At 75.0% G+C, this 26483-nt stretch carries 23 protein-coding genes; 7 read left to right on the top strand and 16 right to left on the bottom strand.

Annotation, left to right across the window (positions count from 1 at the left end; all coding sequences use genetic code 11):
- Positions 1 to 14: 14 nt before the first annotated feature.
- Entirely contained in the window at positions 15 to 482 is a 468-nt protein-coding gene (locus AB0C21_RS23635; protein WP_500206935.1) for a GNAT family N-acetyltransferase, read from the bottom strand.
- The gene (locus tag AB0C21_RS23630; RefSeq protein ID WP_500206962.1) at positions 479 to 3079 is read right to left on the bottom strand and encodes a phosphoenolpyruvate carboxylase; all 2601 of its coding nucleotides are present in this window, start codon (positions 3077 to 3079) and stop codon (positions 479 to 481) included. Before AB0C21_RS23630 ends, AB0C21_RS23635 begins: the two co-directional genes overlap by 4 nt.
- A gap of 181 nt (positions 3080 to 3260) precedes the next feature.
- Between AB0C21_RS23630 and AB0C21_RS23625 the strand changes: the two genes are divergently transcribed.
- From AB0C21_RS23625 to AB0C21_RS23610, 4 genes are all read left to right on the top strand, one after another.
- On the top strand, positions 3261 to 4853 hold the full coding sequence (locus AB0C21_RS23625; protein ID WP_500206933.1) for an acyl-CoA carboxylase subunit beta: 1593 nt from the start codon (positions 3261 to 3263) through the stop codon (positions 4851 to 4853).
- 30 nt (positions 4854 to 4883) lie between these two features.
- Complete coding sequence (locus AB0C21_RS23620) at positions 4884 to 5129, top strand: acyl-CoA carboxylase subunit epsilon (protein ID WP_500206931.1); 246 nt, start codon at positions 4884 to 4886, stop codon at positions 5127 to 5129.
- Positions 5130 to 5221: 92 nt separating this feature from the next.
- Positions 5222 to 6280: an NYN domain-containing protein gene (locus AB0C21_RS23615; protein WP_500206929.1), complete on the top strand. Its 1059-nt coding sequence runs from the start codon at positions 5222 to 5224 to the stop codon at positions 6278 to 6280.
- 161 nt (positions 6281 to 6441) lie between these two features.
- Positions 6442 to 7623: a YncE family protein gene (locus tag AB0C21_RS23610; protein WP_500206927.1), complete on the top strand. Its 1182-nt coding sequence runs from the start codon at positions 6442 to 6444 to the stop codon at positions 7621 to 7623.
- A 10-nt stretch (positions 7624 to 7633) separates the two neighbouring features.
- On the opposite strand, the gene AB0C21_RS23605 is transcribed toward AB0C21_RS23610, so the two are convergent.
- From AB0C21_RS23605 to AB0C21_RS23555, 11 genes are all read right to left on the bottom strand, one after another.
- The gene (locus AB0C21_RS23605; protein ID WP_500206925.1) at positions 7634 to 10732 is read right to left on the bottom strand and encodes a BTAD domain-containing putative transcriptional regulator; all 3099 of its coding nucleotides are present in this window, start codon (positions 10730 to 10732) and stop codon (positions 7634 to 7636) included.
- Between the two features lie 64 nt (positions 10733 to 10796).
- The gene (locus tag AB0C21_RS23600; protein ID WP_500206923.1) at positions 10797 to 11237 is read right to left on the bottom strand and encodes a TadE/TadG family type IV pilus assembly protein; all 441 of its coding nucleotides are present in this window, start codon (positions 11235 to 11237) and stop codon (positions 10797 to 10799) included.
- A 14-nt stretch (positions 11238 to 11251) separates the two neighbouring features.
- Complete coding sequence (locus AB0C21_RS23595; RefSeq protein WP_500206922.1) at positions 11252 to 11710, bottom strand: TadE family protein; 459 nt, start codon at positions 11708 to 11710, stop codon at positions 11252 to 11254.
- A complete protein-coding gene (locus AB0C21_RS23590) occupies positions 11710 to 12147 on the bottom strand; it encodes a TadE/TadG family type IV pilus assembly protein (protein ID WP_500206920.1) in 438 nt (145 codons plus the stop codon). Before AB0C21_RS23590 ends, AB0C21_RS23595 begins: the two co-directional genes overlap by 1 nt.
- Before the next feature lie 5 nt (positions 12148 to 12152).
- The gene (locus tag AB0C21_RS23585; RefSeq protein WP_500206918.1) at positions 12153 to 12374 is read right to left on the bottom strand and encodes a Flp family type IVb pilin; all 222 of its coding nucleotides are present in this window, start codon (positions 12372 to 12374) and stop codon (positions 12153 to 12155) included.
- Positions 12375 to 12444: 70 nt separating this feature from the next.
- Positions 12445 to 13362 (bottom strand): type II secretion system F family protein, encoded by a 918-nt coding sequence (locus AB0C21_RS23580; protein WP_200841839.1) that lies wholly within the window; start codon positions 13360 to 13362, stop codon positions 12445 to 12447.
- Positions 13359 to 14300, bottom strand: a complete 942-nt coding sequence (locus AB0C21_RS23575; RefSeq protein ID WP_500206916.1) for a type II secretion system F family protein — start codon at positions 14298 to 14300, stop codon at positions 13359 to 13361. The genes AB0C21_RS23580 and AB0C21_RS23575 overlap by 4 nt, the downstream gene beginning before the upstream one ends.
- A gap of 16 nt (positions 14301 to 14316) precedes the next feature.
- Entirely contained in the window at positions 14317 to 15618 is a 1302-nt protein-coding gene (locus AB0C21_RS23570) for a TadA family conjugal transfer-associated ATPase (RefSeq protein ID WP_500206914.1), read from the bottom strand.
- On the bottom strand, positions 15619 to 16599 hold the full coding sequence (locus tag AB0C21_RS23565; RefSeq protein WP_500206912.1) for a hypothetical protein: 981 nt from the start codon (positions 16597 to 16599) through the stop codon (positions 15619 to 15621).
- Positions 16600 to 16601: 2 nt separating this feature from the next.
- The gene (locus AB0C21_RS23560; protein ID WP_500206911.1) at positions 16602 to 17501 is read right to left on the bottom strand and encodes a CpaB family protein; all 900 of its coding nucleotides are present in this window, start codon (positions 17499 to 17501) and stop codon (positions 16602 to 16604) included.
- A 227-nt stretch (positions 17502 to 17728) separates the two neighbouring features.
- Positions 17729 to 18439 carry a TetR/AcrR family transcriptional regulator gene (locus AB0C21_RS23555; RefSeq protein ID WP_500206909.1) on the bottom strand — a complete coding sequence of 237 codons (711 nt, stop codon included), beginning with the start codon at positions 18437 to 18439 and terminating at the stop codon, positions 17729 to 17731.
- A 156-nt stretch (positions 18440 to 18595) separates the two neighbouring features.
- Between AB0C21_RS23555 and AB0C21_RS23550 the strand changes: the two genes are divergently transcribed.
- The 3 genes from AB0C21_RS23550 to AB0C21_RS23540 all read left to right on the top strand — a co-directional run bounded on the left by AB0C21_RS23550 (position 18596) and on the right by AB0C21_RS23540 (position 24762).
- Positions 18596 to 19069, top strand: coding sequence for an SRPBCC domain-containing protein (locus tag AB0C21_RS23550; RefSeq protein ID WP_500206908.1), 474 nt, complete (start codon positions 18596 to 18598; stop codon positions 19067 to 19069).
- A gap of 126 nt (positions 19070 to 19195) precedes the next feature.
- Complete coding sequence (locus tag AB0C21_RS23545) at positions 19196 to 20137, top strand: NAD-dependent epimerase/dehydratase family protein (protein ID WP_500206907.1); 942 nt, start codon at positions 19196 to 19198, stop codon at positions 20135 to 20137.
- 38 nt (positions 20138 to 20175) lie between these two features.
- On the top strand, positions 20176 to 24762 hold the full coding sequence (locus tag AB0C21_RS23540) for an FtsK/SpoIIIE domain-containing protein (protein WP_500206905.1): 4587 nt from the start codon (positions 20176 to 20178) through the stop codon (positions 24760 to 24762).
- A gap of 187 nt (positions 24763 to 24949) precedes the next feature.
- Here the strand turns inward: AB0C21_RS23540 and AB0C21_RS23535 are convergent, their stop codons facing one another.
- From AB0C21_RS23535 to AB0C21_RS23525, 3 genes are all read right to left on the bottom strand, one after another.
- Entirely contained in the window at positions 24950 to 25219 is a 270-nt protein-coding gene (locus tag AB0C21_RS23535; protein WP_141580969.1) for a WXG100 family type VII secretion target, read from the bottom strand.
- Positions 25220 to 25495: 276 nt separating this feature from the next.
- Positions 25496 to 26038: a hypothetical protein gene (locus tag AB0C21_RS23530; RefSeq protein WP_500206903.1), complete on the bottom strand. Its 543-nt coding sequence runs from the start codon at positions 26036 to 26038 to the stop codon at positions 25496 to 25498.
- 75 nt (positions 26039 to 26113) lie between these two features.
- Positions 26114 to 26443 carry a hypothetical protein gene (locus AB0C21_RS23525; RefSeq protein ID WP_149259066.1) on the bottom strand — a complete coding sequence of 110 codons (330 nt, stop codon included), beginning with the start codon at positions 26441 to 26443 and terminating at the stop codon, positions 26114 to 26116.
- Positions 26444 to 26483: the final 40 nt, after the last annotated feature.

Raw genomic sequence — 26483 nt, 5'->3', positions numbered from 1 at the left:
ACCCGGCCGATCCGCTAGCCCGGGAAGCCTTCTCCCTGGGCGGGGACCTCCTTGGCCATGTGGACCACGTTGCGGCCGCCGACGGTCTCGCGGCCCGTCTCGCGGTAGCCGAGGCGTTCGTAGAGGGCGATGTTGGTGGTCATCAGCGCGTTGGTGTAGAGGCGCAGGCGGGGCAGGGCGAGCGCGCGGGCGCGGTCCTCGGCGAACGCCATGAGGGCGCGGCCGATGCCCCGGCCGTGCCGGTCGGGGGCGACGGCCACGTTCTCGACCAGGAGCGTCCCGTCCTCGGGGATGAGGACGATCAGCCCGTCCGGGCGCGGGCCGGTCACGTGGACCAGCCCCGCGCCGATCAGGGCCCCGTAGTCGGCGTCCATGGGGATCGGACGGATGCCGATGATCTCGGCCCAGGGGGTGTAGGCCGCCTCGACGATCTCCTCGACGCGCGGGCGGTCGGCCGGGGCGGCGAGCCTGACCACCGTCATCCCGTGTTCTGGAGGCCGGCGGCCACCCCGTTGACGGACAGGAGGAGCAGGTCCTCCAGGTGGGCGCGTTCCGTCTCGTCCTCCACGCCCGCGCGCAGCGCCTTCAGGGCCCGCAACTGGAGGTGGGAGAGGGCGTCCACGTAGGGGTTGCGGAGCTCGACGGCCCGGGAGAGGACCTTGCGGTTCTCCAGCAGGCGGCCGTGGCCGGTGACCGCCAGGACGAGCCGGCGGGTGCGGTCGTACTCGGTCAGGACGGTCTCGGAGAGCTCGGGCCGCTCGCCCAGGGCCAGGTAGCGCTCGGCGATCGCCCGGTCGGACTTGGCGAGGCTCATCTCGGCGTTGTCGAGGAGGGTGTTGAACAGCGGCCACGCCTCGTAGGCCTCGCGGAGCTCGGCGAGGTCGCGGCCGTCGTCCGAGACGGCGGCGAGGCCGCTGCCGAGGCCGTACCAGCCGGGGAGGTTGACGCGGGTCTGCGTCCAGGCGAACACCCAGGGGATGGCGCGCAGGTCCTCCAGGCCGCGGGCGGCCTTGCGGCGGGCCGGGCGGGAGCCGATCCGCAGCTCGGCGATCTCCTCCAGGGGGCTGACCCGGGCGAACCAGAGCGCGAAGTCCTCGGTCTCGATGAGGCTCCGGAACGCGGCCCTGGCCGCCTCGCTGATCTTGTCGGCCAGCGGGCGGAACCGCGCGGCGGCCTCGCGGGCGCGGTCCTGCACGGCGTCGGTCGAGGCGAGCAGGACGGCGCTGGTGACCTGCTCGACGTGCCGCTTGGCGATCTCGGCGTGGCCGTAGCGGGCGAAGATGACCTCGCCCTGCTCGGTGACCTTGAAACGGCCCGCGACCGAGCCCGGCGCCTGCGCGAGGATCGCGCGGTTGGCGGGGCCGCCGCCGCGGCCGAGGGAGCCGCCGCGGCCGTGGAACAGCGTCAGCCTCACGTCGGCCCGGGCCGCCCACGCGGCGAGGGCCTCCTGCGTGTCGTACAGCCGCAGGGTGGCGCTGGTCGGGCCGAGCTGCTTGGCGGAGTCGGAGTAGCCGAGCATGACCTCCAGGCGGCGGCCGGTGTCGTCCAGGCGGCGCCGGACGGCCGGGATCCCCAGCATGCCGTCGAGGACGGACGGGGCGCGCTCCAGGTCCTCGCCCGTCTCGAACAGCGGGATGACGTCCAGGACGGGCGCGCCCTCGCCGAGGGACTCCGCGAGGGCGTGCACGTTGGCGATGTCCTCGGCGGAGCGGGTGAAGGAGACGATGTAGCGGTGGCAGGCGCGGACGCCGAACCGCCGCTGGATCCACGCGATGACCCGGAGCGTCTCCAGGATCTCCTCGGTCATGTCCGAGCGCGCGCCCCCGGAGCGGACCTCCTCGATCGCCTTCTCGTGCAGCTCGGAGTGCTGGCGGACCTCCAGCTCGGCGAGGTGGAAGCCGAACGTCTCGACCTGCCAGACGAGCTGCTGGACGCGCCCGTAGGCCTGCCGGGGGGCGCCCGCGGCGGCGAGGGAGTCCTGGACGGTGCGCAGGTCGGCGAGCAGCTCCTCCGGGGAGGAGTAGGCGAGGTCGGCGTCGCGCTCGCGGGTCGCGGCGATGCGGGCGGCGGCGTGCAGGAGGAACTGGCGGTGCGGCTCGCCGGGCGAGCGCTTGGCCATGTCCCCGACCAGCCGTGGGTGGGCGGTGCGGGCGGCGGCGAGCGCGTTCAGCAGGGCGCCGGACGCCGGGGTGGTCGACTCGTGGACGGTCAGCTCCCGGCCGATCCGGGCGCAGGCCGCCTCCAGGGCGCGCAGCACGTGGTCCGCCTGGATCATCACGGCGTCCCGGGTGACCTGCGCGGTGACGTAGGGGTTGCCGTCGCGGTCGCCGCCGATCCAGCTGCCGAACCGCAGGTACGGGCGGGCCTTCGGCGGGCGGGCGCCGGACTCCTCGCCGCCGGCCCCGCCCTCCAGGGCGCGGTCGAGGGCCCGGTAGACGTGCGGGACGACCCGGAAGATCGTCTCGTCGAACGCGGCCATCGCGGTGCGGACCTCGTCCAGCGGGTCCATCTGCGTGCCCCGGCGCAGCGCGGTCCGCCAGAGCAGGTCGATCTCCTCGCGGAGGCTGCGCTCGGTCTCCTCGCGCTCGCTCGCGCCCGGGTCGCCGTTCAGCCGGGCCAGCAGGTCGCTGATCCGCTGGATGGCGGTGACGACCGCGCGGCGGCGGGCCTCGGTGGGGTGCGCGGTGAAGACGGGGCGGAACTCCAGGCCGTCGACGATCGCCTCCAGCCGCCCGTCGCCCGCGGCGCGGATGTCCTCGACCGCGGCGGCGACGGACCCGGGGACGGTGCCGCCGGTGTCGCGCTCGCGCAGCGTCCGGATGCGGTGGTGCTCCTCGGCGAGGTTCGTGAGGTGGAAGTACACGGTGAACGCGCGGGCGACCTGCCCGGCGCGCTCCAGGGACCAGCCGTCGACGAGGGCGGCGACCTCGTCGCCGCCGGTCTCGCCGCGGCGGGCCGCGATCACCGCGTGGCGCAGCCGCTCGACGTCGTCCAGCAGCCCCTGGCCGCCGTACTCCACGAGGGAGTCGCCGAGCATGGCGCCGAGGAGCCGCACGTCGCGGCGCAGCGGTTCCGGCATGTCCTGGCGGAGGATGTCTCGCGTCTTCGTGGCCACCCGCCCAAGCGTAACGAGCCGCCGCGCGGCGGCCCTCCACCGGCCCGTGCCTCCCACCTGGCCCGGGACCGCCCCGGCCGGCGCCGTCCCGGTCAGCGGGCCCCGGCCGCGAGCGCGGTATCAGCGGGCGGTTACCCTGGCGCGCATGGCGATGGAAGCCCCTGAACCCCCGGTGGACTACGACGTCCACACCACGGCGGGAAAGATCGCGGATCTGGAACGGCGCCGGTACGAGGCGGTGCACGCCGGCTCGGCCCGCGCCGTGGAGAAGCAGCACGCCAAGGGCAAGATGACGGCCCGGGAGCGGATCGACGCTCTGCTCGACCCCGGCTCGTTCGTCGAGTTCGACGAGATGGCGCGGCACCGCTCCACCAACTTCGGGATGGAGAAGAACCGCCCTTACGGCGACGGCGTCGTCACCGGGTACGGGACGGTCGACGGGCGTCCCGTCGCGGTCTTCAGCCAGGACTTCACGGTCTCCGGCGGCTCCCTCGGCGAGGTCTTCGGCGAGAAGATCTGCAAGGTCATGGACCACGCGGTCAAGACCGGCTGCCCGGTGATCGGCATCAACGACTCCGGCGGCGCGCGGATCCAGGAGGGCGTGGTCGCGCTCGGCCTGTACGCGGAGATCTTCAAGCGGAACGTGCACGCCTCCGGCGTCATTCCGCAGATCTCGCTGGTCATGGGGCCGTGCGCGGGCGGGGCCGTGTACTCCCCGGCGATCACCGACTTCATCGTCATGGTGGACCAGACGTCCCACATGTTCATCACCGGGCCGGACGTGATCAAGACGGTCACCGGCGAGGAGGTGACCATGGAGGAGCTCGGCGGCGCGCACTCGCACAACTCGCGGTCCGGCGTCGCCCACTACCAGGGCTCGGACGAGGACGACGCGATCGAGTACGTCAAGGCGCTGCTGTCGTACCTGCCGTCGAACAACCTGTCCGACCCGCCCGCGTTCGACGTGCCCGTCGACCCGTCCGAGACGGACGAGGAGCTCGACTCCCTCATCCCCGACTCGCCGAACCAGCCGTACGACATGCACACCGCCATCGAGCACGTGCTGGACGACGGCGAGTTCCTGGAGGTCCAGGCCCAGTACGCGCCCAACATCATCGTCGGGTTCGGCCGGGTCGAGGGCCACTCGGTCGGCATCGTCGCGAACCAGCCGATGCAGTTCGCCGGGACGCTCGACATCGCCGCCTCCGAGAAGGCCGCCCGGTTCGTCCGGACCTGCGACGCGTTCAACATCCCGGTGCTGACGTTCGTGGACGTCCCCGGCTTCCTGCCCGGCACCGACCAGGAGTGGAACGGGATCATCCGGCGCGGCGCGAAGCTGCTGTACGCCTACGCCGAGGCCACCGTCCCGCTCGTCACGGTCATCACCCGCAAGGCCTACGGCGGCGCCTACGACGTCATGGGGTCCAAGCACCTCGGCGCCGACATCAACCTGGCGTGGCCGACCGCGCAGATCGCCGTCATGGGCGCGCAGGGCGCGGTCAACATCCTGTACCGGCGCGAGCTGGCCGCCGCGGACGACCCCGACTCCCGCCGCGCCGAGCTGATCACCGAGTACGAGGACGCGCTCGCCAACCCCTACATCGCGGCAGACCGCGGCTACATCGACAACGTGATCAAGCCGTCCGAGACGCGCGGGCAGGTGGTCCGGGCGCTCAGAGCACTACGAGAGAAGCGCAAGACGCTCCCGCCGAAGAAGCATGGGAACATCCCGCTCTAGCGGGGACACGCCCGGAAGGTGGGAGGTTTCGTGACCGCCGACAGCAAGCCGTTCCTGCGGGTCGTCCGCGGCGACCCGAGCCCGGAGGAGCTCGCGGCGCTCGTCGCCGTGCTGACCGCCCGGGCCCGGGCCGCCGCCGCGTCCCGGGCCGCCGCGGGCCCCGGAGCCCCGCCGTCGCGCTGGGCCGACCGCTCCCGGCTCGTCCGCGCCCCGCTCGGGGGCGCGCCGAGGCCGCGCGGGCCCGGCGCGTGGAAGGCCAGCGGCCTGCCGCGCTGACGTCCGACGGGGGCCTCGCCGGGGCGGCCCCCGCGACATGTAACCGTGGTTCGCACCCGGCGGGGCGCTCCGCACGAATAAGGTGGAAGGCCATGGCCACCTCGGAGTACGTCCCACAGCCCGCGCGCTACGCGATCTTCGTCGACGCGGGGTACCTCTACGCGGCCTCCGGTGCCCTGCTGCTCGGCTGCGGCTCCCGGCGGGAGTACCGGGTCGCCGCGGAGAAGCTCATCAAGGCGCTCACCGACCACGCCGACGAGCAGCGGCGCGGTGAACTGCTGCGGGTGTACTGGTTCGACGCCGCGCCGAAGCGGCAGCCGACCGTCGACCAGCGCGTCATCGCCAACCTCCCGCTGGTGAAGCTCCGCCTCGGGAACCTGAACGCGCAGGGCCAGCAGAAGGGCGTGGACGCCCAGCTGCGCGCCGACCTCGAGGCCCTCGCCCGGCACCGCGCCATCACCGACGCGGTGCTGCTGGCCGGCGACGAGGACATGCTGCCCGCCGTGGAGGCCGCGCAGCGCTACGGCGTCCGCGTGCACCTGTGGGGCGTGGAGCCGACGCACGGCTCCAACCAGGCCGAGTGGCTGGTGTGGGAGTCCGACACGGTCGAGGTGCTGCCCGCCGAGTTCCTGCGCCCGTACTTCACCAAGGCCAAGGTCCTGCCGGTGCCCGCGCCCGGCACCGCCGCCGCGGTCCGCGACGCCGCGGCCGCCGCGCAGCGCACGAGCCCCGTCCCGTCCCCGTCGCAGGTCTTCGCGGGGCGCCCCCCGGCGGTCAAGCCGACGCCCGCGGCCGCCCGCGCGACCGTCCCGGTGCCGGGCGGCGCCACGCCCGCCACGGTGGCCGCGTCGCTGAACTCCACCACGGCCGCGCCGTCCGACGGCAAGCTCGGGCCCGACCGCGACCACATGCTGGAGATCGGCGAGCACGTCGCCCAGAAGTGGATCTTCGAGCGGGGCCGGGACAACATCCGCGACCTGCTGCCCGGCCCGATCCTGCCGCCCGTCATCGACAAGGAGCTGCTGATCGAGGCCGAGAAGGAGCTCGGCGGCTCACTGCGCCCCTACCAGGAGGCCCGCACCTGGCTGCGGGACGGCTTCTGGGAGCGCGTCTACCGCGAGTTCGGCATAGGCATCGGCAAGTCCGACTAGACGATTCCTCGATCTCTTCGCCGCACTGGACACGTTTGGCAATTAGCCGGGTACCGTGCGTCGCCCCTCGGTAACGTCCCCGCCGTGATGGGGGGAGACCGCGCATGGAACCTCACGAACGACCACGTAAGCGACCGCACAGGCGACGATCACGGGCCGCCGTGCTCCCGCTCGCCGCGGCGCTCGCGCTGACCTGCCTGGCGGGATGCGAGTCGCCCGTCCCCTTCTACCAGCCCGGGGAGGGCTCCCCGGACGACCCGGTGGTCGGGCTCGGCGGGCCGACGCCGTACCTGCCGGCGCGTCCCGGCGCCCCCGCTCCGCGCGCGTCCGAGTCCGGGCCGCCCGGCGGGGTGCCGGTCGCGCCCGCGGGCGGGCGCGTCTACGCGGCCACCGGCCCCGGCATGCTCGCACCGGCCGCGCGGGGGGTGCCGCCGCGGCTGTACGTGCCGGACGGCCCCTACATCGACGTCCTCGACCCCGCCGGACTCCGGATCGTCGGCCGGTTCCACACGGGGGCGGCGGCGTCGCGGGTGACGCCGTCCTGGGACCTGCGGCGGCTGTGGGCCACCGACCGCGTGCACGGCCTGCTCGTCCCGCTCGGGCCGCGCAGCGGGAGGCGGGGCCGCCCGGTCGGGGTGACCGCGCCGACCGGGCTCTACTTCTCCCCCGACGGGCGCGACGCGCTGGTCCTCGCGCGCCATCCGGAGCGGATCGACCTGCGCGACCCGCGCACGATGGCGCCGCGGGCGTCGACGCCCATGCCCTGCGCGGCGGGCCACGCCGACTTCACCCCGGACGAGGCGTCCCTCGTGGCGACGTGCACCGCCGCCGGCGTGCTCGTCCGCGTCCACCTCCCGAGCCGCACCGTCTCCGGCACCATCCGGCTGCCGGAGGGGGCGCGGCCCGGCGACCTGCGGCTGTCCCCCGACGGGTCCGCCTTCTACGTGGCGGACGCCCGCCACGGCGGGGTGTGGCTGGTCGACGCCCGGCACTTCACCCTGCTGGGGTTCGTCCGGACGGGGCCCGGCGCGCGGGGCCTCGCGATCAGCCGGGACGCGCGCCGGCTCTTCGTCGTCGGCCGCGGCGCCGTCACCGCCGTCGAGTTCGGCTCGCGGCGGATCGCGTCCCGCTGGCCGCTGCCCGGCCGCTCGGCGGTACCGGGCGGGGTCTCCTCGGACGGGAGGTCGCTGTGGCTCGCCGACCCGGCCGGGTTCGTCTACGCCCTCTCGACCCGCAACGGGCGCGTGCTCCAGTCCCTCAGGGTGCCGGGACGCCCGTCGGGGCTGTGCGTGCATCCGCAGCCCGGCCGCTACTCGCTGGGCGGCACCGGCCTGTACCGCTAGCGCGGCGCCCCTAGTGCGAGCCGACGTGGTGCCAGTCGGGGAGCAGTTCCTCGACGAGCGCCTCCGTCTCGGGCTGGAGCCGGTCGAACATCGGGTCACGGCCGACGCGGCCGCGCAGCTCGTCCACCACCACCTGGACCTGCGCCACGTCGCCGGTCGCGTGGGTGGCGCGGAGCAGGTCGCGCCACAGGCCCTCGTCCTCGGGAGCGAGCCGCAGCCCGGCGCGGGCCGCGCTCACCGCGCCGCGCGGGTCGCCCTCCTCCAGCCGCAGCACGACGAGCCGGTGCGCGACGTCGATGACCCGCGCGGGCGCCTCGTACTCCAGGTCGTGGTCGGCGAGCCAGGCGTACCGGCCGCGCGGCCGGTCGGCGAGGAGCGGGCCGCGGACGAGGTCGAGCGCGTACGCCATGTACGCGGTCTCGGACGCGGGCTCGGCCGCCGACCGCCACACCAGCCAGCGGAACACGTTCAGGTCGACGCGCACCTCGGAGCCGAGCCGGATCCGGCCCCGGTCGTCGTAGTACAGGTTGGGGCGGCCGCGCGCGTCCCGGCCGAGCCAGTCCGACACGCGCGCCACGCACGCGTCGCGGACCCCGGCGCTGGCGCCGCGCGGCCAGATCGCGCCGGACAGCACCGTCGGGTGGACGCCCTCCGGGTGCGCCGCCAGGTACACCAGCAGCTCCGTGCACAGCTCGCGGCGGCTCTCGTCCATCGGCCCCGGCGCCTCGACCTCGATCGGGCCGAGCAGCCGCACCTCCACCGACGACTCCTGCGCGGTCGGCGGCTCGTCGCCGCCGGCGAGGCCCGGCAGCTCCACCGGCGCCAGCCGCGCGGACGTCCGGAACAGCTCGAACACGCCCCGGTAGTCGTCGTCCCCGACGAGCTGCGCCTCGACGTCGAAGCCGAGCACGCCGGCCTGCAGGCGCCCGGCGGCGTCGACGTCCCACGTCCAGGTGGCGCCCTGCACGTCGCCGGGCACGAGGTAGCCGGCGGCCATCCGGGTGCCGGTGCGGGCCAGCGCGACGAGCCGGTCGGCCTCCCACTCCGGCGGCTGGTCCGCCATGATCAGGTAGTGCGGCATCCACGCCTCGCCGAACACGCCGCGGCAGCGTCCGGTGAGCACCGAGTCGACGCCGGACGCGGCGAGCGCCTGCCGCACCTCCTCGCTGCGCCCCTCCAGCTCGGGCAGCGCGTCCGCGAGCGTCGGGACGGACCGGACGCGGTCCGGGGCGATCTCCGCCAGGCCCTCGCCGAGCTCGGCGTCGAACCCGACGAGCGTGATCCGCATGTGGTCGGACCAGCGGTTGGTCGCGAGCTCCAGCGCGACCGCGGACAGCACGGCGCGGCGGGTGTCCTCGGGCCCGCGCAGGGCGATGAGCCCGTGCGCGGCCTCCAGGTCGACGAGGATGCGGCCGTTGTCGTTCGTGCCGATCGAGACCAGGCCGGGGTAGGGGGCGAGGACGTCCGCGAGGTCGGACGCCTCCAGGCCGGGCAGCGCGTCGGCGCTCAGCCGCCACACCTGCCCGTCGTCGAACGCCTGCCAGGGGGCGGGCGGGTTCCGGTCGGCGGGCGCGATCCACAGGTCCAGGCTGCTGTGCCCGAGGTGCACGCCGTAGATGGTCGGCAGGGCGCGCCCGCCCGCCGCCATCGACTTGGACATGTGCCGCAGGCCGAGGTCGAGCAGCCGCGCCGCGTCGTCGTCGGCGCCGATCCGCAGCGCCCGCTCCGCCTCCGCTGCCTCCCCCCGCGGCCGGACGATCATGTGCCCGAACGCGCGGTTCCACATCTGGGTGCGGCGCCGCCGGCCGAGCGCGCCGAGCAGCCCGGCGGCGAGCAGCGACGCCGCCGCGAGGCCGTGCGGCCAGCCGACGTCGAACGCGCCGCCGCCGTCCTCGTGCTCCGAGCCCTGGCCGGGGACCTCGGCGCCGCCGCTGCCCGCGTGGCCGCCCATCTCGCCGGACGGCCCGCCGCCGTGCGCGGGCGGCCGCGCGGTCTCGGACTTCTCCGGCGCGGGCGCCTGCTCATGGCTGGGCTTGGGCGCCGGGCTCTGCGAGACCGAGGGCTGGGGAGCGGTCGGCGGCGCCTGCGAGACGGACGGCTGCGGAGCGGTCGGCGGCGCCTGGGAGGCGGGCGGCTGAGTGGGCGGCGCCTCGTGCGTCGGCGGGGTCTGCTGCTGCGGCGGGGTCTGCTGCTGCGGCGGCGTCTGCTGCGCGGGCGGGGTGGGCTTCGGCGTCGCGGGCGGGGCCGGGTTCCGCGGCTTCGCGGGCGCGTCGGGGACGGCGTGCCCGTGCCGGAAGTAGTCGTGGAGGTCCTTGGCGGGGATGACCTGCGCGTGCTTGGCGTCCGCGGGCATTTCCAGGATCCAGCCGGGGCGGATGAGGCTCGCGATCGTCAGCCGCGTCCCGTCCGGCTGGATGTGCCCCTTGTTCAGGGAGTAGATCTCCTTGTAGCGGCGGCCCTCGCCGAGGCACTTCTCGGCGATCTCCCAGAGGGACTCGTGGTGCCGGCCGTCCGGCGGGTGCACCCGGTAGATCTTGGTGGTGGCGCCCTTCTCCGCCGGGTGCTCGGCGAGGTCCTCCACGGCGGCGACGGGAACGGCGGCGGGGCGCTCCGGCGCCTCGGGAACCTGGTGGAACTCCTGCGCCTGCGGCTGCATCTGCATCTGCACCACGGGCGGCCGCTGGGACAGCCCGCCGGCCAGCGCCGGCATGATCGAGGTGGTGGCGGTGAACAGCAGCAGCGCGGCCACGACGAGCCGGTGCACGAGCGACTGCGTCCCGCCCGCGAGCGGCACCCGCGCGGGCACGCCGACGCCGCGGATCCCCGCGTACACCTCGACGACCACGCACGCCGCGAGCTGGATCCAGGCCAGCCACACCAGCACGACGAGGATCGCGATGAGCGAGCCGGGGCCCACCTTGTGCGTGAGGTCGGACGCGGACGGCACATGGTCCGGCAGCGGCGAACCGAAGATCGTGAGCAGCGCGAGCGGTACGCCGGCCAGCAGCGCGGTGAGCGCGACGAGCGCCCCGATCCCGGCCAGTACGTCGCCCGTGCTGCGGTGCCTGCCCACCCGGACGGGTGTCCTGCGCCCCTGCCGCGTCACCATCGCGCCCCTGCCGTTCGCCGGTCTCCGGACGTCGTCCTCATCGTAGATGCGTTCTCGCTGATGCTCACGGGTTGATTCCTCCCGGTCCGCCCGTGACGGGGCGGGCGGTCGCGCTGGAGGTCATCTCGAACTCGCCGAAGCCCGGGATGATCCCGAGCAGCTGCGGCTTGACGCTGATCCGCACGCTGACCGCGACCTCCTGCTCGTCGGCGTCGCACTGGGACCCGGTGACCTGGTCGCTGTAGGAGGCGATCAGGTCGCACGCCGCCGCCCGGGCCCGGCCCGGGTCGAGGACGGGTTCGCCGGTCTCGCGCAGCGCGTCGGTGTCGATCTGGTTCGCCCCGGCGCGGGCGGCCTGCTCGGCCATGTCCGCGGCGCGCTGCCGGGCGTGGATGGCGAGCCCGCCGTCGACGAGCAGCCCCGCCAGCAGGATGACGATCGGCGTGAACAGCACCGTGTACATCGCGATCGTGCCCCGGTCTCCCCCGGCGCGTGTCCTGTTCACGGCAGGTGCTCTTGTCATGGCGCGTCCTCCGGCTGGTCGCCGTCGGTTCCGCGGTAGGTGAAGGTGTCGACGGGTGCGATCGCGCGGCCCTGGAGCCGCTTGCTGCCGGGCAGCCCGATGAACGCGAGGTCGCCGAGGTCGACGTCGCAGGTGATGGTCACGCCGACGCTGCCGCCCGGCCCCCAGCGGGACACGTCGGTCTGCACGGTGGGGCCGCCCGAGCACCAGGCGGTGCCGCGCAGCCCGGCGGACGCCGTCTCGGCGGCGAGGCTCTGCGCGGAACCCGCGCTGCGGGCGATGGACGCGGCGCGGGCGGCGTCCCGGGCGGCGCCGTCTACCTGGCTCTTGGCGTCGACCATCCGTCCGGCGCCGGCGAGGAACAGCAGGAACGCGACGAAGACGGGCGTGACGAGGACCATCTCCAGGGACATGGAGCCCCCGTCGGCGCACGGACGCTGGACGCGGGCCCTCATCACCCGGCTCCCCGCTGGCAGGCCGTCCCGGAGCCGACGTCGGGGCGGAAGCACTCGATCGGGCCCTGCGAGCGCTGCGACACGTGGAACGTCATGAACGGGACGACCTGGACGGCCTCGCCGCTGACCTCGACCCAGCGCTCGTCGTTGTCCTCCCCCGCCCGGACCTGGAGTCCGCTGAGCAGGTCGGGGCCGATCTCGCGCACGCTGCCGGCCGCCTTGGCGGTCGCCGCGCCCTCCCAGCCGCCGCCGACCGGCGACGTGCGGGCGACACGGGCGCCCGACTGCGCCGCCGCCAGCGCGACGTGCCGGGCGTGGAAGACCATGGCGAACTGCACCGCGACGAGCATCATCAGGATGAGGACGGGGGTGAGCAGCGCCCACTCCATCGACGAAGCACCCGCGTCGGAGGAGACGTCGGGTTCCCGGGGCCGCACGGCGGTCAGCCCGTGTTGATGCTGTCGGCCTTGTCCTGGATCTTCTTCTGGATCACCGCCCCGATCGTGATCGCGATCAGCGCGAGGATCGCGGTGATGATCGCCCACTCGATCGCGGACGCGCCCCGGCAGCGCTCCTCCTCGTCCCGCAGCCGCGCCAGGCGGGTGCCGAGCAGGGCGCGCAAGTAGACGACGGCCGGGTCGTTCAGGGGGTTGAGCGGACTCATCGTGACACCTCCAGGGGGCGTACGGCGGGGACGGTTCGCGGTGTGCGGTCCGGGACCGGCGGGGTCGCGGTCATGAGGCGAGCACCCGCATCAGGGCCGGATAGGCGAGGAAGATCAGGAAGCCGGCGCACAGGAACAACTGCGCGATCAGCATCGACTGGGAGCGCTCGCCCGCCTTGCCCTCCAGCTCCGACAGCTCGCGGCTGCGCATCGACGCGGCGCGGGCGGCGAGGGACTTGCGGACCTGGGCGCCGTCGTCGGAGACGAGCGCGAGCGCCCCGGCGAGATCGCGCAGCTCGGCGATGTCGAGCTCCTCGCCGAGCCCGCCGAGCGCCTGCCACGGGGTCTGGCCGGTGATGCGGGCGTTGGACAGGGCGTCCCGGATGCGGTGCATGGCCCAGCCCTCGCCGACGTTCGAGGCGGTCATCAGCGCCTCGGGGACGCCGCGGCCGCCCGCGAGGTTCATCGACACCAGGTCGAGGAAGGCGCCGACGACGTGCCGGAAGTCCTGCCGGCGCGCCTGCGCCTCCTGCCGGAGCTGCATGTCGGGGAAGAAGAAGAACAGGGCGGCGAACAGCACGCAGATCCACACCGGGACGGCGACGGACGAGCCGAGCCCGAGCAGCGCGAAGTAGGCGACGATCAGCGGGATGAACAGCAGCGCGGCGGCGGGCAGCAGGAACTTCGTCGCGAGGAACGCCTCCAGCGACCGCTCGGTGATCGCGAGGTCGGCGCGGACGGACCGCAGCCGCCAGCCGCGCGACTCGCAGAACCGCGCCAGCTCCCGGCCGATCTTCGCGCGGGTCCCGCCGACCCGCTCCAGCGTCGGCGACGCCGTCCCGGCCCGCTGCGCCTCCAGGTCTCGGCGGCGGGCGGCGTCCAGCGCGGCCATCCGCGCGGCGAGGCCGGGACGCGGCGGGAACAGCGCCCGGACCAGCACGTACAGGCCGAGGCCGACGACGGCGCCGGCGATCATCGCGGCGTTCACGGGGCGCCACCGCCCTCGGCGGCGCGGCCCTGCCAGCCCGCGACGGTGCTCGGCACCTCGGCGGGCACGCCCGGCTGCGCGGCCCTGCGCGGCTCGCTGAGGAACCGGCCGGGCAGCTCGTACCGCGAGAGGCGGCGAAGCCACAGGAACGCGGCGCCGTACAGGGCGACGACGATGCACAGGACGAGCTGCCCGAGCACGTCGTCGTACGGCTCGACGTAGGAGTGGTTGAACACGGCGAGCGCCAGGGCCGTCCCGACGGAGACGGCGACGACGATCCGGACGCTGCGCCGGGTCGCGCGGCGGTCGGCCTCCACGCGGCGCCGCATGTCCAGTTCGGCGCGGGCCGAGTTCGCGAGGGCGCTGAGCATGTCGCGCAGGCCGGGGCCGCGCAGCTTGGCGTTCAGGATGAGGGCGGCGATCACCAGGTCGGCGGACGGGTCGTCCAGGTCGTCGGCGAACCGGCGCAGCGCCTCGGGCATCGGGACCCGGGTGTGCAGCCGGTCGACCAGGTGGCGCAGCGGCTGCTGCAGGGCGGGCGCGGCGGCGCGCTGGGAGGCGGGGATGGCCTGCTCCAGCCCGACGGCCCCGGCGATGGTGTCGCGCAGCGACTCGGTCCAGGCGGCGAGGGCCTCCAGGCGCGCCATGCCCCTGCGCTCCTCGGCGGCGCCGCCCGCCAGGCCGTTCCAGGCGAGGACGAGCGCGCCGGTGCCGGCTGCGGCGATCGGCCAGCGCGTCACGATCAGCACGACGGTGCCGGTGATGACGGCGAGGGCGGTGCGGGTGGTGAGGGTGCGGACCAGGTCCTCGCGGCTGCGGCCCCTGGCGGGCCGGCGGCTCGGCGGCAGCCCGCGCAGCGCGACGACCAGCAGCAGGACGCCGCCGCCGACCGCGGCGCCGGTCAGGACGGCGAGCAGCACGTCCGGCGCGTACATCATCCACCTCCCCCGCGCGTCACCAGACACCCCCGGCGGACGGGTCGTAGCCGTGCTCGGCGAGGTCGGCGATGCAGGCGATCGGCGCCGCGGGGACGGCGTAGCCGGCCGGTCCGAGCGCGAACACCTCCGAGGACAGGACGCGCCCGTCCACGCCGGTGACCTCCCGGACGCTGGCCACGTAGCGGCGCAGCCGGCCGCCTGAGGCGTAGTCGTTGCGCTTCTCGATGAACACGACGAAGTCGATCGCGCCCGCGATCAGCATGTGGGTCGCCTCGACCGGCAGCCGCTCCTCCGACTGGATCGCGTAGGTGGCGACGCGGTTGAACACCTCGGCCGAGGAGTTGGCGTGGATCGTGGACAGCGACCCGTCGTTGCCCTGCGTCATCGCGTTCAGCATCGTGACGATCTCGTCGCCGAGCACCTCGCCGACGATCACCCGGGACGGGTTCATCCGCAGCGACCTGCGGACCAGCTCGGCCATCGAGATCGCGCCCTGGCCCTCGGAGTTCGGCAGCCGCTGCTCGAACGCCACGCAGTTCGGGTGCAGCTCGGGGAACGCGTCGAGGCCGAGTTCGAGGGCGCGCTCGACGGTGATGAGCCGCTCGTGCGGCGGGATCTCGTTGGCGACGGCGCGCAGCAGGGTCGTCTTCCCCGCGTTCGTCGCCCCGGCGATCATGATGTTCTTGCGGGCGTGCACGGCGGCGCGGAAGAACTGCCCGAGCTCCTGCGTGAACGTGCCGTTGCCGACCAGGTCGGCGAGGAACACCTTGCCGAGGCGGGCGCGGCGGATCGACAGCGCGGGGCGGACGGTCACGTCCATCACCGCCGACAGCCGCGACCCGTCCGGGAGCCGCAGGTCGAGCTGCGGGTTCGCGGTGTCGAACGGGCGCGAGGACAGCCCGCTGTAGGCGGCGAGGATCTGGATCAGCTCGACCAGCTCCTCGTCGCTCTCGGCGACCGGCTCGCCCATCACCTCGCGGCCGTCGGCGTAGCCGATGAACACGCGGTCGCAGCCGTTGACGTCGATGTTCTCGATCTCGGGGTCCTCCAGCAGCGGCTGGAGCCGGCCGACGCCGAACAGCGCCGCGTGCACCCCGGCGGCGAGGGCCTCCTCCTCTTCTGCGTTCGGCGGGCGGCGCCCGGAGGTGATCTCGCCGCGCGCGAACTCCTCCAGCACCTGGCCGATCAGCGCGCGGGCGAACTGCCGCTCGTCCTCGCCGGACATCGGCGGCAGCCCGTTCGCGGCGTCCAGCCGGCGCTGCCGGGCCAGCCGGTCGCCGACCTCCTGGCGGAGGCGTTTGACGAGTGCGTGGTCCATCTAGCGCCTCCCTTCCTCGTGCCCGCCGCCCGCGGGCACGTGCGGCCCCTGCTGCTGCGCCTGCTGCGGTGCCTGCTGTGGTGCCTGCTGTGACGGCTGCTGGGCCTGCGGCGGCTGCTCGGCAGGCCGCGGCGCGGGCGGGCCGTCCTGCCGGGCGGGCTGCGGTCCGGGCGGCGCGGCGGGGAGGCGTCCGACGAGGTCGGCCGCGACCTCGCGTGCCGAGCGGATCAGCAGCGACCGGTCCAGCCGGCCGCCCCAGCTCCCCGACAGCAGGTCGGCGCCCTTCGGGTCGAGGGCCAGGCCGCCGAGGACGGTGACGTCCGGCGGCGGGGGCCCCTGCGCGGCGTCGGCGGCGCGGCCGCGGACGCCCGCGAGGATCCGGTCGACCTCGGCGATGGAGCCGCGGAAGTCGCGCGGGTCGGCGAGCACCAGCACCCCGACCGGCGGCCCGCCGCGCAGCTCCGCGGTCAGCGCGGCGACGCGTTCGCGCAGGTGGGCGACCTGCTCCAGGGTGGCCCTGGTGAGCAGGACGACGAGGTCGGCCTCGTGCATCAGGTCGATCAGCGGGCTGGCCGCGCCGAGCCGCCCGCAGTCGGCGATCACGTCGACGGGGGCGAGGCCGGCGAACGCCCGGCCGAGCGGCCCCCACAGCCACGTCATCGCCTGGGCCTGCTCGGCGTTGGTGACGCCGACGAGCACGTCGAGGCCGCCGACGAGCCGCTGGCAGTGCTCGGCGACCTGGTCGGGGCGCAGCCCGCGGCGGGCCGTGGCGGCGAGGCTGAGCAGCCCGCGCGAGGGGTTGAGCATGCCGCCGTCGGCGTCGCCGTCCGGCTGGGCGGCCGGGAGCCGGTAGACGAGGTCGCCGCCGGCCTGGTCGCATTCGGCGACGAGCACGGGACGCGGCCACACCGCGCCGAGCGCGACCGCCGCGGTCGTGACGCCCGGCGCCCCCTTGTCGGCCGCGAGCGCGATGAGTGCCACCGTCAGTTACCGCCCGTGCCTGGTGTACCGCCGGGCCCCGGAGTACCGCCCGGGCCCGGGGTGCCGCCGCCCGTGCCCGGGCCGGGGGCGCCGGATCCCGGGACGGGCTGGACGCCCGAACCGCCGCCGTCCCCCTCCGGCGCGGGCGGCACGGAGGCGTTCGTGCCGGGCGGGATCAGGGCGAGCGCGACCGTCCCGGCGGAGGCCGCCTGCGTCACCCGCGCCGCCTCCGCCGGGAGGACGGCGACGTCGACGCTCGTCTGCTCGGACCGCAGCCGCGTCGGGCCGCCGGCGTCCCCGCTCCCCACGTTCAGGACGACCGCGTCCCGCGCGAGAACGGTCCCGGCGCGCGGCCCGCCGCCCGTGCCGCCGCCGACCGCGAACAGGGTGACGTGCGCGCCGCGGGTGACGTCGCCGGAGGGCATCTGGCCCGGTTTGAGCGCGAGCCCGACGACGAGCCGGCCGCTGGCCGGGGCGTCGGCGGGGCTGATCATGGAGTTGGTCAGCAGCGCGCCCTTCACCAGCGGCACCGCCGCGAAGTACCGGCTCACCTTCGCCCGCTCGGACCACTTGAGGTACTGGATGCCGGTGTCGCCGATCTGCACCTCCTCGAGGGCGCTCGCCGGGATCCGCTGCCCGGCCGCGACCGGCTGCGCGATCCGGATCGCCGAGACCCGCTCGCCGCTCGCCATCACGAGGTAGGCGCTGGCGAGGGCGCCGCCGAGGATCAGCAGCACCGCGAGGGCGGCGAGCGCCGGCTTGCGCTCGCGCGGGGACGCCGGGAGCCGCTGCCCTCCCGAGGTGCCGAGCCCCGACCGGCCGAGCCCCGCCGTCCCGCCGGACGAGCCCGCCGCGCCGCCGCCGGAGATGGTCGACTGGTTGGCCTTCATCGCGCTGCTCACGCGCTCCTTCCCGCCCGGACGCCGGCCCCGTCCCACCGGAGTCCGCGTCATCGGGCGATCCATGCTCGCGGGGGCGGCGAGGTCACGTCAATGGATTCGGTGGAGCCGAGCCCCTCCATATCCGAGCGGAAGGCGATGACCTGCGAATTCACGGATCACATGGCTACTTACCACCAGTCACATCTGTCACTGACCCCCGTGCCGGGCGGCCCGCAGGCCCCGCCGGGTCACGGTTGCAGGCCGATGAGGCGTCCGAGCAGAGCCGCCGTGTGGTCGAAATAGGCGGCGCGTTCCTCGATCACGTTGTTGTACTGGCCGAACAATTCGAAACTGACCGTCCCGTACAGAGCGGCCCAGGCGGTGAACGCCCGCGCGATGACGTCGTCGGGGACGTCCAGGGGGAGCATCGCGCGGGCGCGGGCCAAGTCCTCGGCGATGGCGGGCGGCGCCGGCGGGCACGGCCCGGCGGGGTCGAGCGCCCCGGCCGCGTGCGCCTCGGAGACGATCCGCGACATGACGAGGGTGTCGCGCACGGCGGCGGCGACGGTGTCCTCGGGGGCCTTGTAGCCGGGCACCGGCGAGCCGTAGAGCAGCGCGTACTCGTGCGGGTGCGCCAGAGCCCACTCCCGGACGGCCCGGCACACGGCGAGCCAGCGCCCGGCGTACCCGGTCTTCGCGTCGGCCAGGGCCTTCGCGTCGGCGCGCTCGACGGCCTCGCCGACGGCGTTGTAGCCGTCGATGATCAGCGCGGTCAGCAGGTCGTCGCGGCTCGGGAAGTACCGGTAGATCGCCGACGACACCATGCCCATCTCGCGGGCGACCGCGCGCAGCGACAGCCCCGCGGCGCCCTCGGTGGCGAGCTGCCGCTTCGCGATCTCGGTGATCTCCCGGACCAGCTCCGCCCGGACCCGTTCGCGCGCCGTCCGCCCCGTGCTCATGCCCGCCTCCCCTCCGGGGCGGTCGCGCGCCCCGGTCTGTTCCCGTCTCCGGGAGGTTAGCAGAGCGCCGCGCTAATTCGAGAGCAGTGCTCTTGACAACACTGCTCTCCAAGGAGAGCATTGCTCTCGAAACGGAGCACTGACCAAGGAGTGACCATGCCGAGCCTCGCCACCCTGCACGACGACTACGCACTGCGCGGACGCATCGACGAGGCCGCGCCCGTCACCAGCGCCTCCAGCGTCCTGATCGACGCGCCGGCCGCGCTGGTCTGGGAGGTCCTCGCCGACCTGCGCGGCTGGGAGGCCTGGTCGCCCGACTTCCGGCTGCGCGCGCTGGACGCCGTGGAGCCGGGCAAGGAGTTCCGCTGGAGCCAGGCCGGCACGCCCCTGCGGTCCCGCTTCGCCGTGGTCGACCCGGGGCGGGAACTCAGCTGGACGGGCACCTTCCTGGCCGTCTACCGGGCCGTGGACCGCCTCGTCCTGGCCGAGGAGGGGGGCCGGACCCGCGTGACCACGGAGGAGTCCCTGAGCGGTCCCCTGATCCGGCTGATCTACGGGGAGCCCAAGCTCCGCGCGGGCCACGAGAAGCGCCTCGCCGCCCTGAAGAGCCACATCGAGGGCTCCGCCTGAGCCGGAGCGCGAGCCCCCTGAGCACGGGCCCCTGAGCACGGGCCCCTGAGCACGGGCCCTGAAAACGGGCCGAGCACGAACACCGCAGAGCACAGAACCGCAGCACACCAGCGTCAGGAGAGCACCATGGGCAAGCACGTGATCGTCGGAGCCGGGCAGGTGGGGACGCACCTCGCCGGACTGCTGACCGCACGGGGCCACGACGTCGTCGTCGTGACGCGTTCGGGATCGGGACCGGAGGGGGCCGAGCGGGTCGCGGCGGACGTCGCCGACCGGGAGCACCTCACCCGGGTCGCCAAGGGCGCCGACGCCCTCTACAACTGCGTCAACCCGCGGTACCACCGGTGGGCGCGGGACTGGCCGCCGATGGCCGCGTCCTTCCTCGGCGCCGCCGAGGACACCGGGGCCGCCCTCGTCACGCTGAGCTGCCTGTACGGGTACGGCCCGGTCGACGGGCCGATGACCGAGGACCTGCCGCTCGCCGCGACCGGCACCAAGGGACGCGTCCGGGCGAAGATGTGGCGGGACGCCCTGGCCGCGCACAAGGCGGGCCGGATCAGGGCCACCGAACTGCGCGGATCCGACTACTACGGGCCGGGCAGCACCGACCAGGCCTACATCGGCGAGACGCGGTTCGTGAAGCCGCTGCTGGCGGGCAAGCGCGTCCCGTACTTCAGCGACCCGTCCGTCCCGCACGCCTGGACGTACCTGCCGGACGTCGCGCAGGCCCTCGCCATCGCCGGGACCGACGAGCGCGCCTGGGGGCGGCCCTGGCACATCCCCACCGGCCCCGCGGTGTCCACGCGGGAGGTCGGCGAGCGGCTGTGCGAGATCGCCGGGGCGCCCGCGCCGCGGATCTACGAGGTGCCGCGCGCGGTCTTCCACGCGGCCGGGTTCTTCTCGCCGATGGCCAGGGAGCTGCGGGAGACCCGGTACCAGTTCGACAAGCCGTACGTGCTGGACTCTTCGGCGTTCGAGTCGGCTTTCGGGATGGCCCCGACGCCGATGGACGACGCCCTGAAGGCGGTCGTGGCCGCTTCCCGGATGGCGGAGGGGGCGGGTAATTAAGCTAGGCCCGGTTGTCCCGAGGACGTCGGAGGGCTCGGATGCGGATCTCGTTCACGGCGCTGACCGGCGGAGGCCCCCGCGACGTCGTGCTGAACGTCGACTCCGAGGCCACCGTGGACGGGGTCGCCCAGACGCTCGCCGCCACGCTGGAGGGCCGCCCGGCCGTCCCCGCGCCGCGCTTCTCCAAGGACGCGCTGCGGTCCAGGGGCGCGCGCAAGGCGCTCTGGATGGACGGCCGCATGCTCGACCCGCAGGCGCTCGCGGTGAAGGAGCTGCGGGACGGCGCCGTCGTGGCGGTCGAGCGGCGCGGCGCCGCCGCGACCGTGCTCACCGAACCGACCGGGCTGGTCGAGGTCCGCGTCGCCGGCGGCCCGGCGGCCGGGTCCGTGCACCGGCTGGGGCTCGGCGTCAGCACGATCGGGTCCGGGACCGACGTCGACGTGGTGCTGGACGACCCGTCCGTCCCGGCCCGGTCCCTGCGGCTCACGGTCGGGCGCACGTCCGTCCAGGTCGAGGCGTCCGCCATGACGATGCAGGGGGCCGCCGTCCTGGACGGGACGCCCCTGGGCGCGAAGACGGTGTGGCCGATGGGCGCGCTGCTGACGGTGGGGGCCAGCGTGCTGACCCTCGCGCCGTGCGCCGCCCCCGACACCCACCTGGAGCCGATGCCGGAGGGCGGCCTCGCGTTCAACCGGCCGCCGCGGCTGAACCGGCCGCCGCGGACGCGGACGCTTGAGGTCCCGAAGCGTCCCGAGCGCAACCCGCGCGAGCGGCTCCGGCTCTTCGGCGCGCTGCTGTTCTCGGCGTTCGGGCTCGCCATGGCGTTCGGGCTCGGCCAGTGGTGGTGGGCGCTGTTCGCGCTGGCCTGGCCCGTGATGACGCTCGGCGAGTGGCTCGGCGACCGGATGCACGGCCGCAAGTCCTACAAGCGCTCGCTGAGGGAGTACCACCAGAAGGCGGGCGAGTTCGACGGCGAGCTGGAGCGGCTGCGGCGCGAGGACGAGGCCGAGCGCCGCGCGCTGCACCCCGACCCCGCCGAGGTGCTGCTGACCGCGACCGGACCGCGGCGCCGCCTGTGGGAGCGCCGCCGCGACGACCCCGACGTCCTCCACCTGCGGCTGGGCCTCGCCGACCTGCCCGCCCGCATCGAGCTGACCGGGGACGCCGCACCGGCCGGAAACGCCGTGCCCACCGGAAACGCCGTGCCCACCGGAAACGCCGTGCCGACCGCCGGAGCCGAGCCCGCGGGACGCGAGGGGCCGCCCTCCCGCGCGGGCGACGCGGTCCGGGTCCCGGCGGCCCGGCAGGTCCCGGTGGCGCTGCCGCTCACCGAGCTCGGCGTCGTCGGGCTGACCGGTCCCCGGCACGCGTCCCGTGCCCTGGCCCGCTGGATGGTCGCGCAGGCCGCCGCCCTGCACAGCCCCCGCGACCTGGCCATCGTCGTGCTGTCCGCCGACCAGGACGCCGGCGACGAGTGGAACTGGGTGCGCTGGCTGCCGCACTGCGCGCCGCGCGAGGGCGAGGACTGCGTGGCCCTCGTCGGCACCGACCCCGAATCGGCGGCGCACCGCGTCACCGAACTGGCGATCCGGGTCACCGAGCGGCGGCGGGCGGCGCAGGCCGAGTCGTCGTTCTTCGGGCAGGGCGCGCGGGCGGCCGACGCCGTCCCGTACAACATCCTGATCGTCCTGGACGGGGCCCGCGCGCTGCGCCGCATACCGGGCATGCCGATGCTGCTGTCGCGCGGCGCCGAGTACGGGCTCTACGCCATCTGCGTGGACGACGAGGAACGCATGCTCCCCGAGGAGTGCAGCGTCGTCGCCGCATGGGACACGCACCGGCACTCGACGCTCCTGCTCCGAGGGCAGGGCCTGGACGCCGTCGGCTCCGTCCTGGCCGACCAGGTGTCCACGACCTGGACCGACCGGGTGGCGCGCGCTCTGGCCCCCGTCCGGGACGTGTCCCGCGAGGACGCCGAGGACTCGCTCCCCGCCGACGTGCGGCTCCTGGACGTCCTCGACATGCCGGAGCCCACGGCCGAGCACATCCTCCAGTCGTGGAGCAGGACGGGCGGGCGGACGACCCGCGTCCCCATCGGCCTCGCCTCGGGCGGCCGCTACGAGATCGACCTGCGCGCGGACGGCCCCCACGGCCTCATCGCCGGCACCACGGGCGCGGGCAAGTCGGAGCTCCTCCAGACCCTGATCGCGTCGCTCGCCGCCGCGAACCGCCCCGACGAGATGACGTTCGTCCTCATCGACTACAAGGGCGGCGCCGCGTTCAAGGACTGCGCGAACCTCCCCCACACCGTCGGCATGGTCACCGACCTGGACGGCCACGCCACCGAACGCGCCCTGGAGTCGCTCGCCGCCGAGCTCCGCCGCCGCGAGGAGATCCTCCTCGGCGCGGGCGCCAAGGACATCGACGACTACAACGACCTGCGCCCGTCCGATCCGGGGCTGGCGGCCATGCCGCGGCTCGTCCTGGTCATCGACGAGTTCGCCGCCATGGTCACCGAGCTGCCCGACTTCGTCGCCGGGCTGGTCGACATCGGCCGCCGGGGACGGTCCCTCGGCGTCCACCTCATCCTCGCCACGCAGCGTCCCGCCGGGGTCGTGACCGCCGACATCCGCGCCAACACCAACCTGCGCATCGCGCTGCGCGTCACGGACCCGGACGAGTCCGCCGACGTCCTCGACTCGCCGGACGCGGCGCAGATCTCCAAGGCCACCCCCGGGCGCTGCTACGTCCGCTCCGGGGCCGCGGCGCCGCAGGCCGTGCAGTCGGCGCGGATCGGGGGCCGCCGCCCCGGGGCCGGAACCGGCTCCGCCGGCCCGACCGTCCACCCGCTCCCCTGGCAGGGCCTCGGCCACCCGCTGCCAGGGCCGCGCGAGGCCGCCGACGACGCGGTGCTCGCCACCGACCTCGGCGTCCTCGTCCAGGCCGTCGACGAGGCCGCGCGCCGCGCCGGGATCGCGCGGCAGCCGTCGCCGTGGCTGAGCCCGCTGCCCGAGCGGGTCTCGCTGGCGCCCCGCACCGCCGCGGGCGGCTCCGTCGTGGACGTCCCGCCGATCCCGTTCGGCGTCACGGACCTGCCCGCCGTCCAGTCCCGCGAGGAGCTGACGCTCGACCTCACCGCGGGCGGCCACCTCTACATCGCCGGGTCGGCGCAGTCGGGCCGGTCCACGGCGCTGCGCACGATCGCCGGGTCGCTGGCGGGCGCCTGCTCCCCCTACGACGCCCACCTCCACGCGATCGACTGCGGCGCGAACGCGCTGCTCCCGCTGGTCTCCCTGCCGCACTGCGGCGCCGTCGTGACCCGCGAACAGCTCGACCGCTGCGAGCGGCTCCTCACCGCGCTCACCGCCGAGGTCGCCCGCCGCCAGCAGGTGCTCGCCGAGGCGGGGTTCTCCTCCGTGGCCGAGCAGCGCGCCGCCGTCGCCGCCACCGACCGCCTCCCGTGGATGGTCCTGCTGCTCGACCGCTGGGAGGGCTTCCTCGGCGCGTTCGAGCACTACGACTACGGGCGCCTCGTGGACCAGGTCGTCCGGCTGCTGCGCGAGGGGGCCGCGGCCGGCCTGCGCGCCGTGTTCACCGGCGACCGCTCCGGCCTCGGCGGCCAGGTCTCCACCGTCTTCGACCGCCGCCTCATCCTCCGCATGGCCGACCCGAACGACTACGGCTACGGCGGCCTGCAGGACAAGCAGATCCCCGCCGAGATGCCGCCCGGCCGCGCCCTCGAACCGGCCGGGCCGGGCGCGCCGCCCCGCGAGTCGCAGATCGCGGTCCTCGGGGACGACGCGTCCGGCGCGGCCCAGGTCGCGGCCCTCCAGGAGATCGCCCGGACCTGCGTGTCCCGCTACGGCCGGCTGCCGCGCCGCCGGGGCCCGCTGCACGTGGACGAGCTGCCCGTCCGCGTCACCTACCGGGAGGCGATGTCGCTCGACCCGGAGTTCCTCGCCCCGTCGGCGCTGTGGGCGCTGGTCGGCGTCGGCGGCGACACGCTCGCCCCCGTCGGGATCGACCTGCTCAACGAGGGCCCGGGGTTCGCCGTCGCGGGACCGCCCCGCTCGGGCCGCTCGACGACGCTGCGGACGATCGTCCACTCGCTGCTCGACCCCGCGGTCGGCGGCGGGCTGGTCCCGGTCGTCCTGGTGACGCCGCGCCGCTCCCCGCTGCGGCTGCTGGCGGGCCGGCCCGGTGTGCTCGGGGTGCTGACGTCCGACTCCGACGCCGACGACCTCGAACGCGCGATCGGCGACGAGCACCGCTACGCCGTAGTCGTGGACGACGCCGAACTGCTGGACGAGACGGAGCTGGACGACGCCCTGAGCGCCGTCCTGCGCTCGGCGCGCGACGGGGAGCACGCCGTCGTCATCGGCGGCACCACCGACGATCTGGGCCGCGGCTACCGGGGCTTCCTGTCCGACACCCGCCGCTCCCGCTCCGGGGTGCTGCTGTCGGTGGACTCGCCGGACGACGGCGACCTGTTCGGCCTCCGCCTGCCCCGCAACGCGCCGCTGGGCGGCCCCACCGGCCGCGGCCTGTTCGTCGCCGCGGGCGTCACCACCCGGATCCAGGTGGCCCTCCCTCCGCCGGCCGGCACCGACGCCACCGCACCCTGACCCGACTGACCCCAGCCGCGAGCGGCGAGCGCGACACCACCGGACGCGAGAGGCGACGCGCAGAGCCGGAGGCGCAGCGCCGGGCGCGCAGAGCCGGAGGCGCAGCGCGCCAAAAGGTCCGGGCAAAAAAGAGGCGGGTCCCGGCCTCGGGGGGATGGGCCGGGACCCGCGGCTCGCGGGAGGCGCGTCAGCGCGTGGCGGCCTCGATGTTCTGCTGGGACCTGCGGATGTCCTGGCTGCCCTGTTCGAGCGCGACGGCCATCTTGTCGAACGCGGTCTTGGCCTCGGCCCAGGCGGCGCGGAAGCGGTCGGCGCCGGGGCCCCACCAGGCGGCGCTGCTGCTCACGGTGCGGCCGTTGAGGTCCTTGATGAGGGCGTCGAGGTTGCGGGAGTGCTTGCTGAAGATGCGGGACAGTTCCTCTAGCTCGCCCAGGTTGGCGCCGCGCTTGTCACCCATCGCCCCGGCCCTTTCCTCGCTGATCGGTTGGAACGTTTCCACGCTCTGCCGCAGGAATGGCGCAAGCCTACGCCCCACCGATCACATCGAGCCAGAGGCACCCCGCGAATCCCTCGTCGAAACGGCCACATTCCCGCCATCCTGGCCTGTCCGGATGTGGCCAGCAACGCCAAGCCGCATGGCTTGTGACGAGCATAATTACTACCCGTCAAGGGAGTTTCAGAGCGGCTTCCGCGACCGAATGCCCGATGCCGGCGGAAAGGGAAATCCGGCGTGTCAGCGGCCGTCGCCGAGCGGGTCGTTCACCGGGTGCGCCCCCGGGTCCAGAACGTGCTCGCCGACCATGGTGATCTGCTCGCCGGTCGCGCGGAACTCGAACCGGCGCCGCACCGACTGGGTGACCTTCCCGCTGCCGTAGCGCATCTCGGTGTGCTCGACCGCCTCCAGCGTGATCCGGTCCCCGGTGCGGACGGCGCGGCCCTCGTCCAGGCGGGTGCGGGCGCCGGTGTAGGCGGGGCCGCCCTCCACGGGGGCGCGGTTGCGGGTCTCCAGCTCCCGGACGGCCCTTTCCTGCGACCGCACCAACGTCGGGGAGATCCGCACGCCGAGGACCTCCGTGGGCGCGGCGCGCCGCTCCCGGTCGCCCCTGTGCACGAGGGCCTCGGAGCGGCGCTCCAGGTAGGCGCTCGCGGCGACGGTGAGCTGGCGGGTGACGTAGTCCTCCACGGCGGGGGGCTGCCCGCGCACGCCGGACGAGGGCGCCAGCAGGCAGGCGGCCAGGACGACCGCCAGTCCGGCCCGGGGCCGCGGGCGAACCATCGGCGTCTCCCGATGATCAGGGGCTGGTAGATCCGAGCCGAGATTACACGGCCGGACCCCGGGCGGAACGCCGGATCAGTCCACTTCGCTTTCCAGCGCGGCGACGCGGGAGCGGGCCTGGGCCATGGCCTCGTGGTAGCGCTCCTCCCACTGCGGATCGGCGTCCGGGATGGCCGCGACCGTCTGGCGGCCGGTCTCCGCGAGCACGTCGCCCCCGTCGCCGCGGGAGACGCGCCGGACGACGACCGTGGTGACGCCGTCCGACGACTCGGTGTGCGTCTCCCACCGGGCGCCGCTCTCCAACTGCGCCCGGCTCCGCGACGAGCGGCCGGTGAACGCGTACAGCAGCAGGACGGCCGCCGCGGCCACCACCGCCAGCTCCGCCAGAACGATCAGGAACCGCACGACCGCCTCCGTCCCGCGTCCACCGCGCCGCCTCCCGCTC

It is taken from the genome of Spirillospora sp. NPDC049024, assembly GCF_040649235.1.
In the GTDB taxonomy this organism is placed as follows: domain Bacteria; phylum Actinomycetota; class Actinomycetes; order Streptosporangiales; family Streptosporangiaceae; genus Spirillospora.
Note: the sequence above shows the minus strand (reverse complement) of the source record. Positions and strands in the feature narration are given on the sequence as shown.

What these genes read in the sequence shown, in the direction of transcription:
- AB0C21_RS23635 (WP_500206935.1), bottom strand. Translation starts at nt 482, where the DNA reads ATGACGGTGGTCAGGCTCGCCGCCCCGGCCGACCGCCCGCGCGTCGAG.
- AB0C21_RS23630 (WP_500206962.1), bottom strand. Translation starts at nt 3,079, where the DNA reads ATGCCGGAACCGCTGCGCCGCGACGTGCGGCTCCTCGGCGCCATGCTC.
- AB0C21_RS23625 (WP_500206933.1), top strand. Translation starts at nt 3,261, where the DNA reads ATGGCGATGGAAGCCCCTGAACCCCCGGTGGACTACGACGTCCACACC.
- AB0C21_RS23615 (WP_500206929.1), top strand. Translation starts at nt 5,222, where the DNA reads ATGGCCACCTCGGAGTACGTCCCACAGCCCGCGCGCTACGCGATCTTC.
- AB0C21_RS23605 (WP_500206925.1), bottom strand. Translation starts at nt 10,732, where the DNA reads ATGGTGACGCGGCAGGGGCGCAGGACACCCGTCCGGGTGGGCAGGCAC.
- AB0C21_RS23595 (WP_500206922.1), bottom strand. Translation starts at nt 11,710, where the DNA reads ATGAGGGCCCGCGTCCAGCGTCCGTGCGCCGACGGGGGCTCCATGTCC.
- AB0C21_RS23585 (WP_500206918.1), bottom strand. Translation starts at nt 12,374, where the DNA reads ATGAGTCCGCTCAACCCCCTGAACGACCCGGCCGTCGTCTACTTGCGC.
- AB0C21_RS23575 (WP_500206916.1), bottom strand. Translation starts at nt 14,300, where the DNA reads ATGATGTACGCGCCGGACGTGCTGCTCGCCGTCCTGACCGGCGCCGCG.
- AB0C21_RS23570 (WP_500206914.1), bottom strand. Translation starts at nt 15,618, where the DNA reads ATGGACCACGCACTCGTCAAACGCCTCCGCCAGGAGGTCGGCGACCGG.
- AB0C21_RS23555 (WP_500206909.1), bottom strand. Translation starts at nt 18,439, where the DNA reads ATGAGCACGGGGCGGACGGCGCGCGAACGGGTCCGGGCGGAGCTGGTC.
- AB0C21_RS23550 (WP_500206908.1), top strand. Translation starts at nt 18,596, where the DNA reads ATGCCGAGCCTCGCCACCCTGCACGACGACTACGCACTGCGCGGACGC.
- AB0C21_RS23545 (WP_500206907.1), top strand. Translation starts at nt 19,196, where the DNA reads ATGGGCAAGCACGTGATCGTCGGAGCCGGGCAGGTGGGGACGCACCTC.
- AB0C21_RS23540 (WP_500206905.1), top strand. Translation starts at nt 20,176, where the DNA reads ATGCGGATCTCGTTCACGGCGCTGACCGGCGGAGGCCCCCGCGACGTC.
- AB0C21_RS23535 (WP_141580969.1), bottom strand. Translation starts at nt 25,219, where the DNA reads ATGGGTGACAAGCGCGGCGCCAACCTGGGCGAGCTAGAGGAACTGTCC.
- AB0C21_RS23530 (WP_500206903.1), bottom strand. Translation starts at nt 26,038, where the DNA reads ATGGTTCGCCCGCGGCCCCGGGCCGGACTGGCGGTCGTCCTGGCCGCC.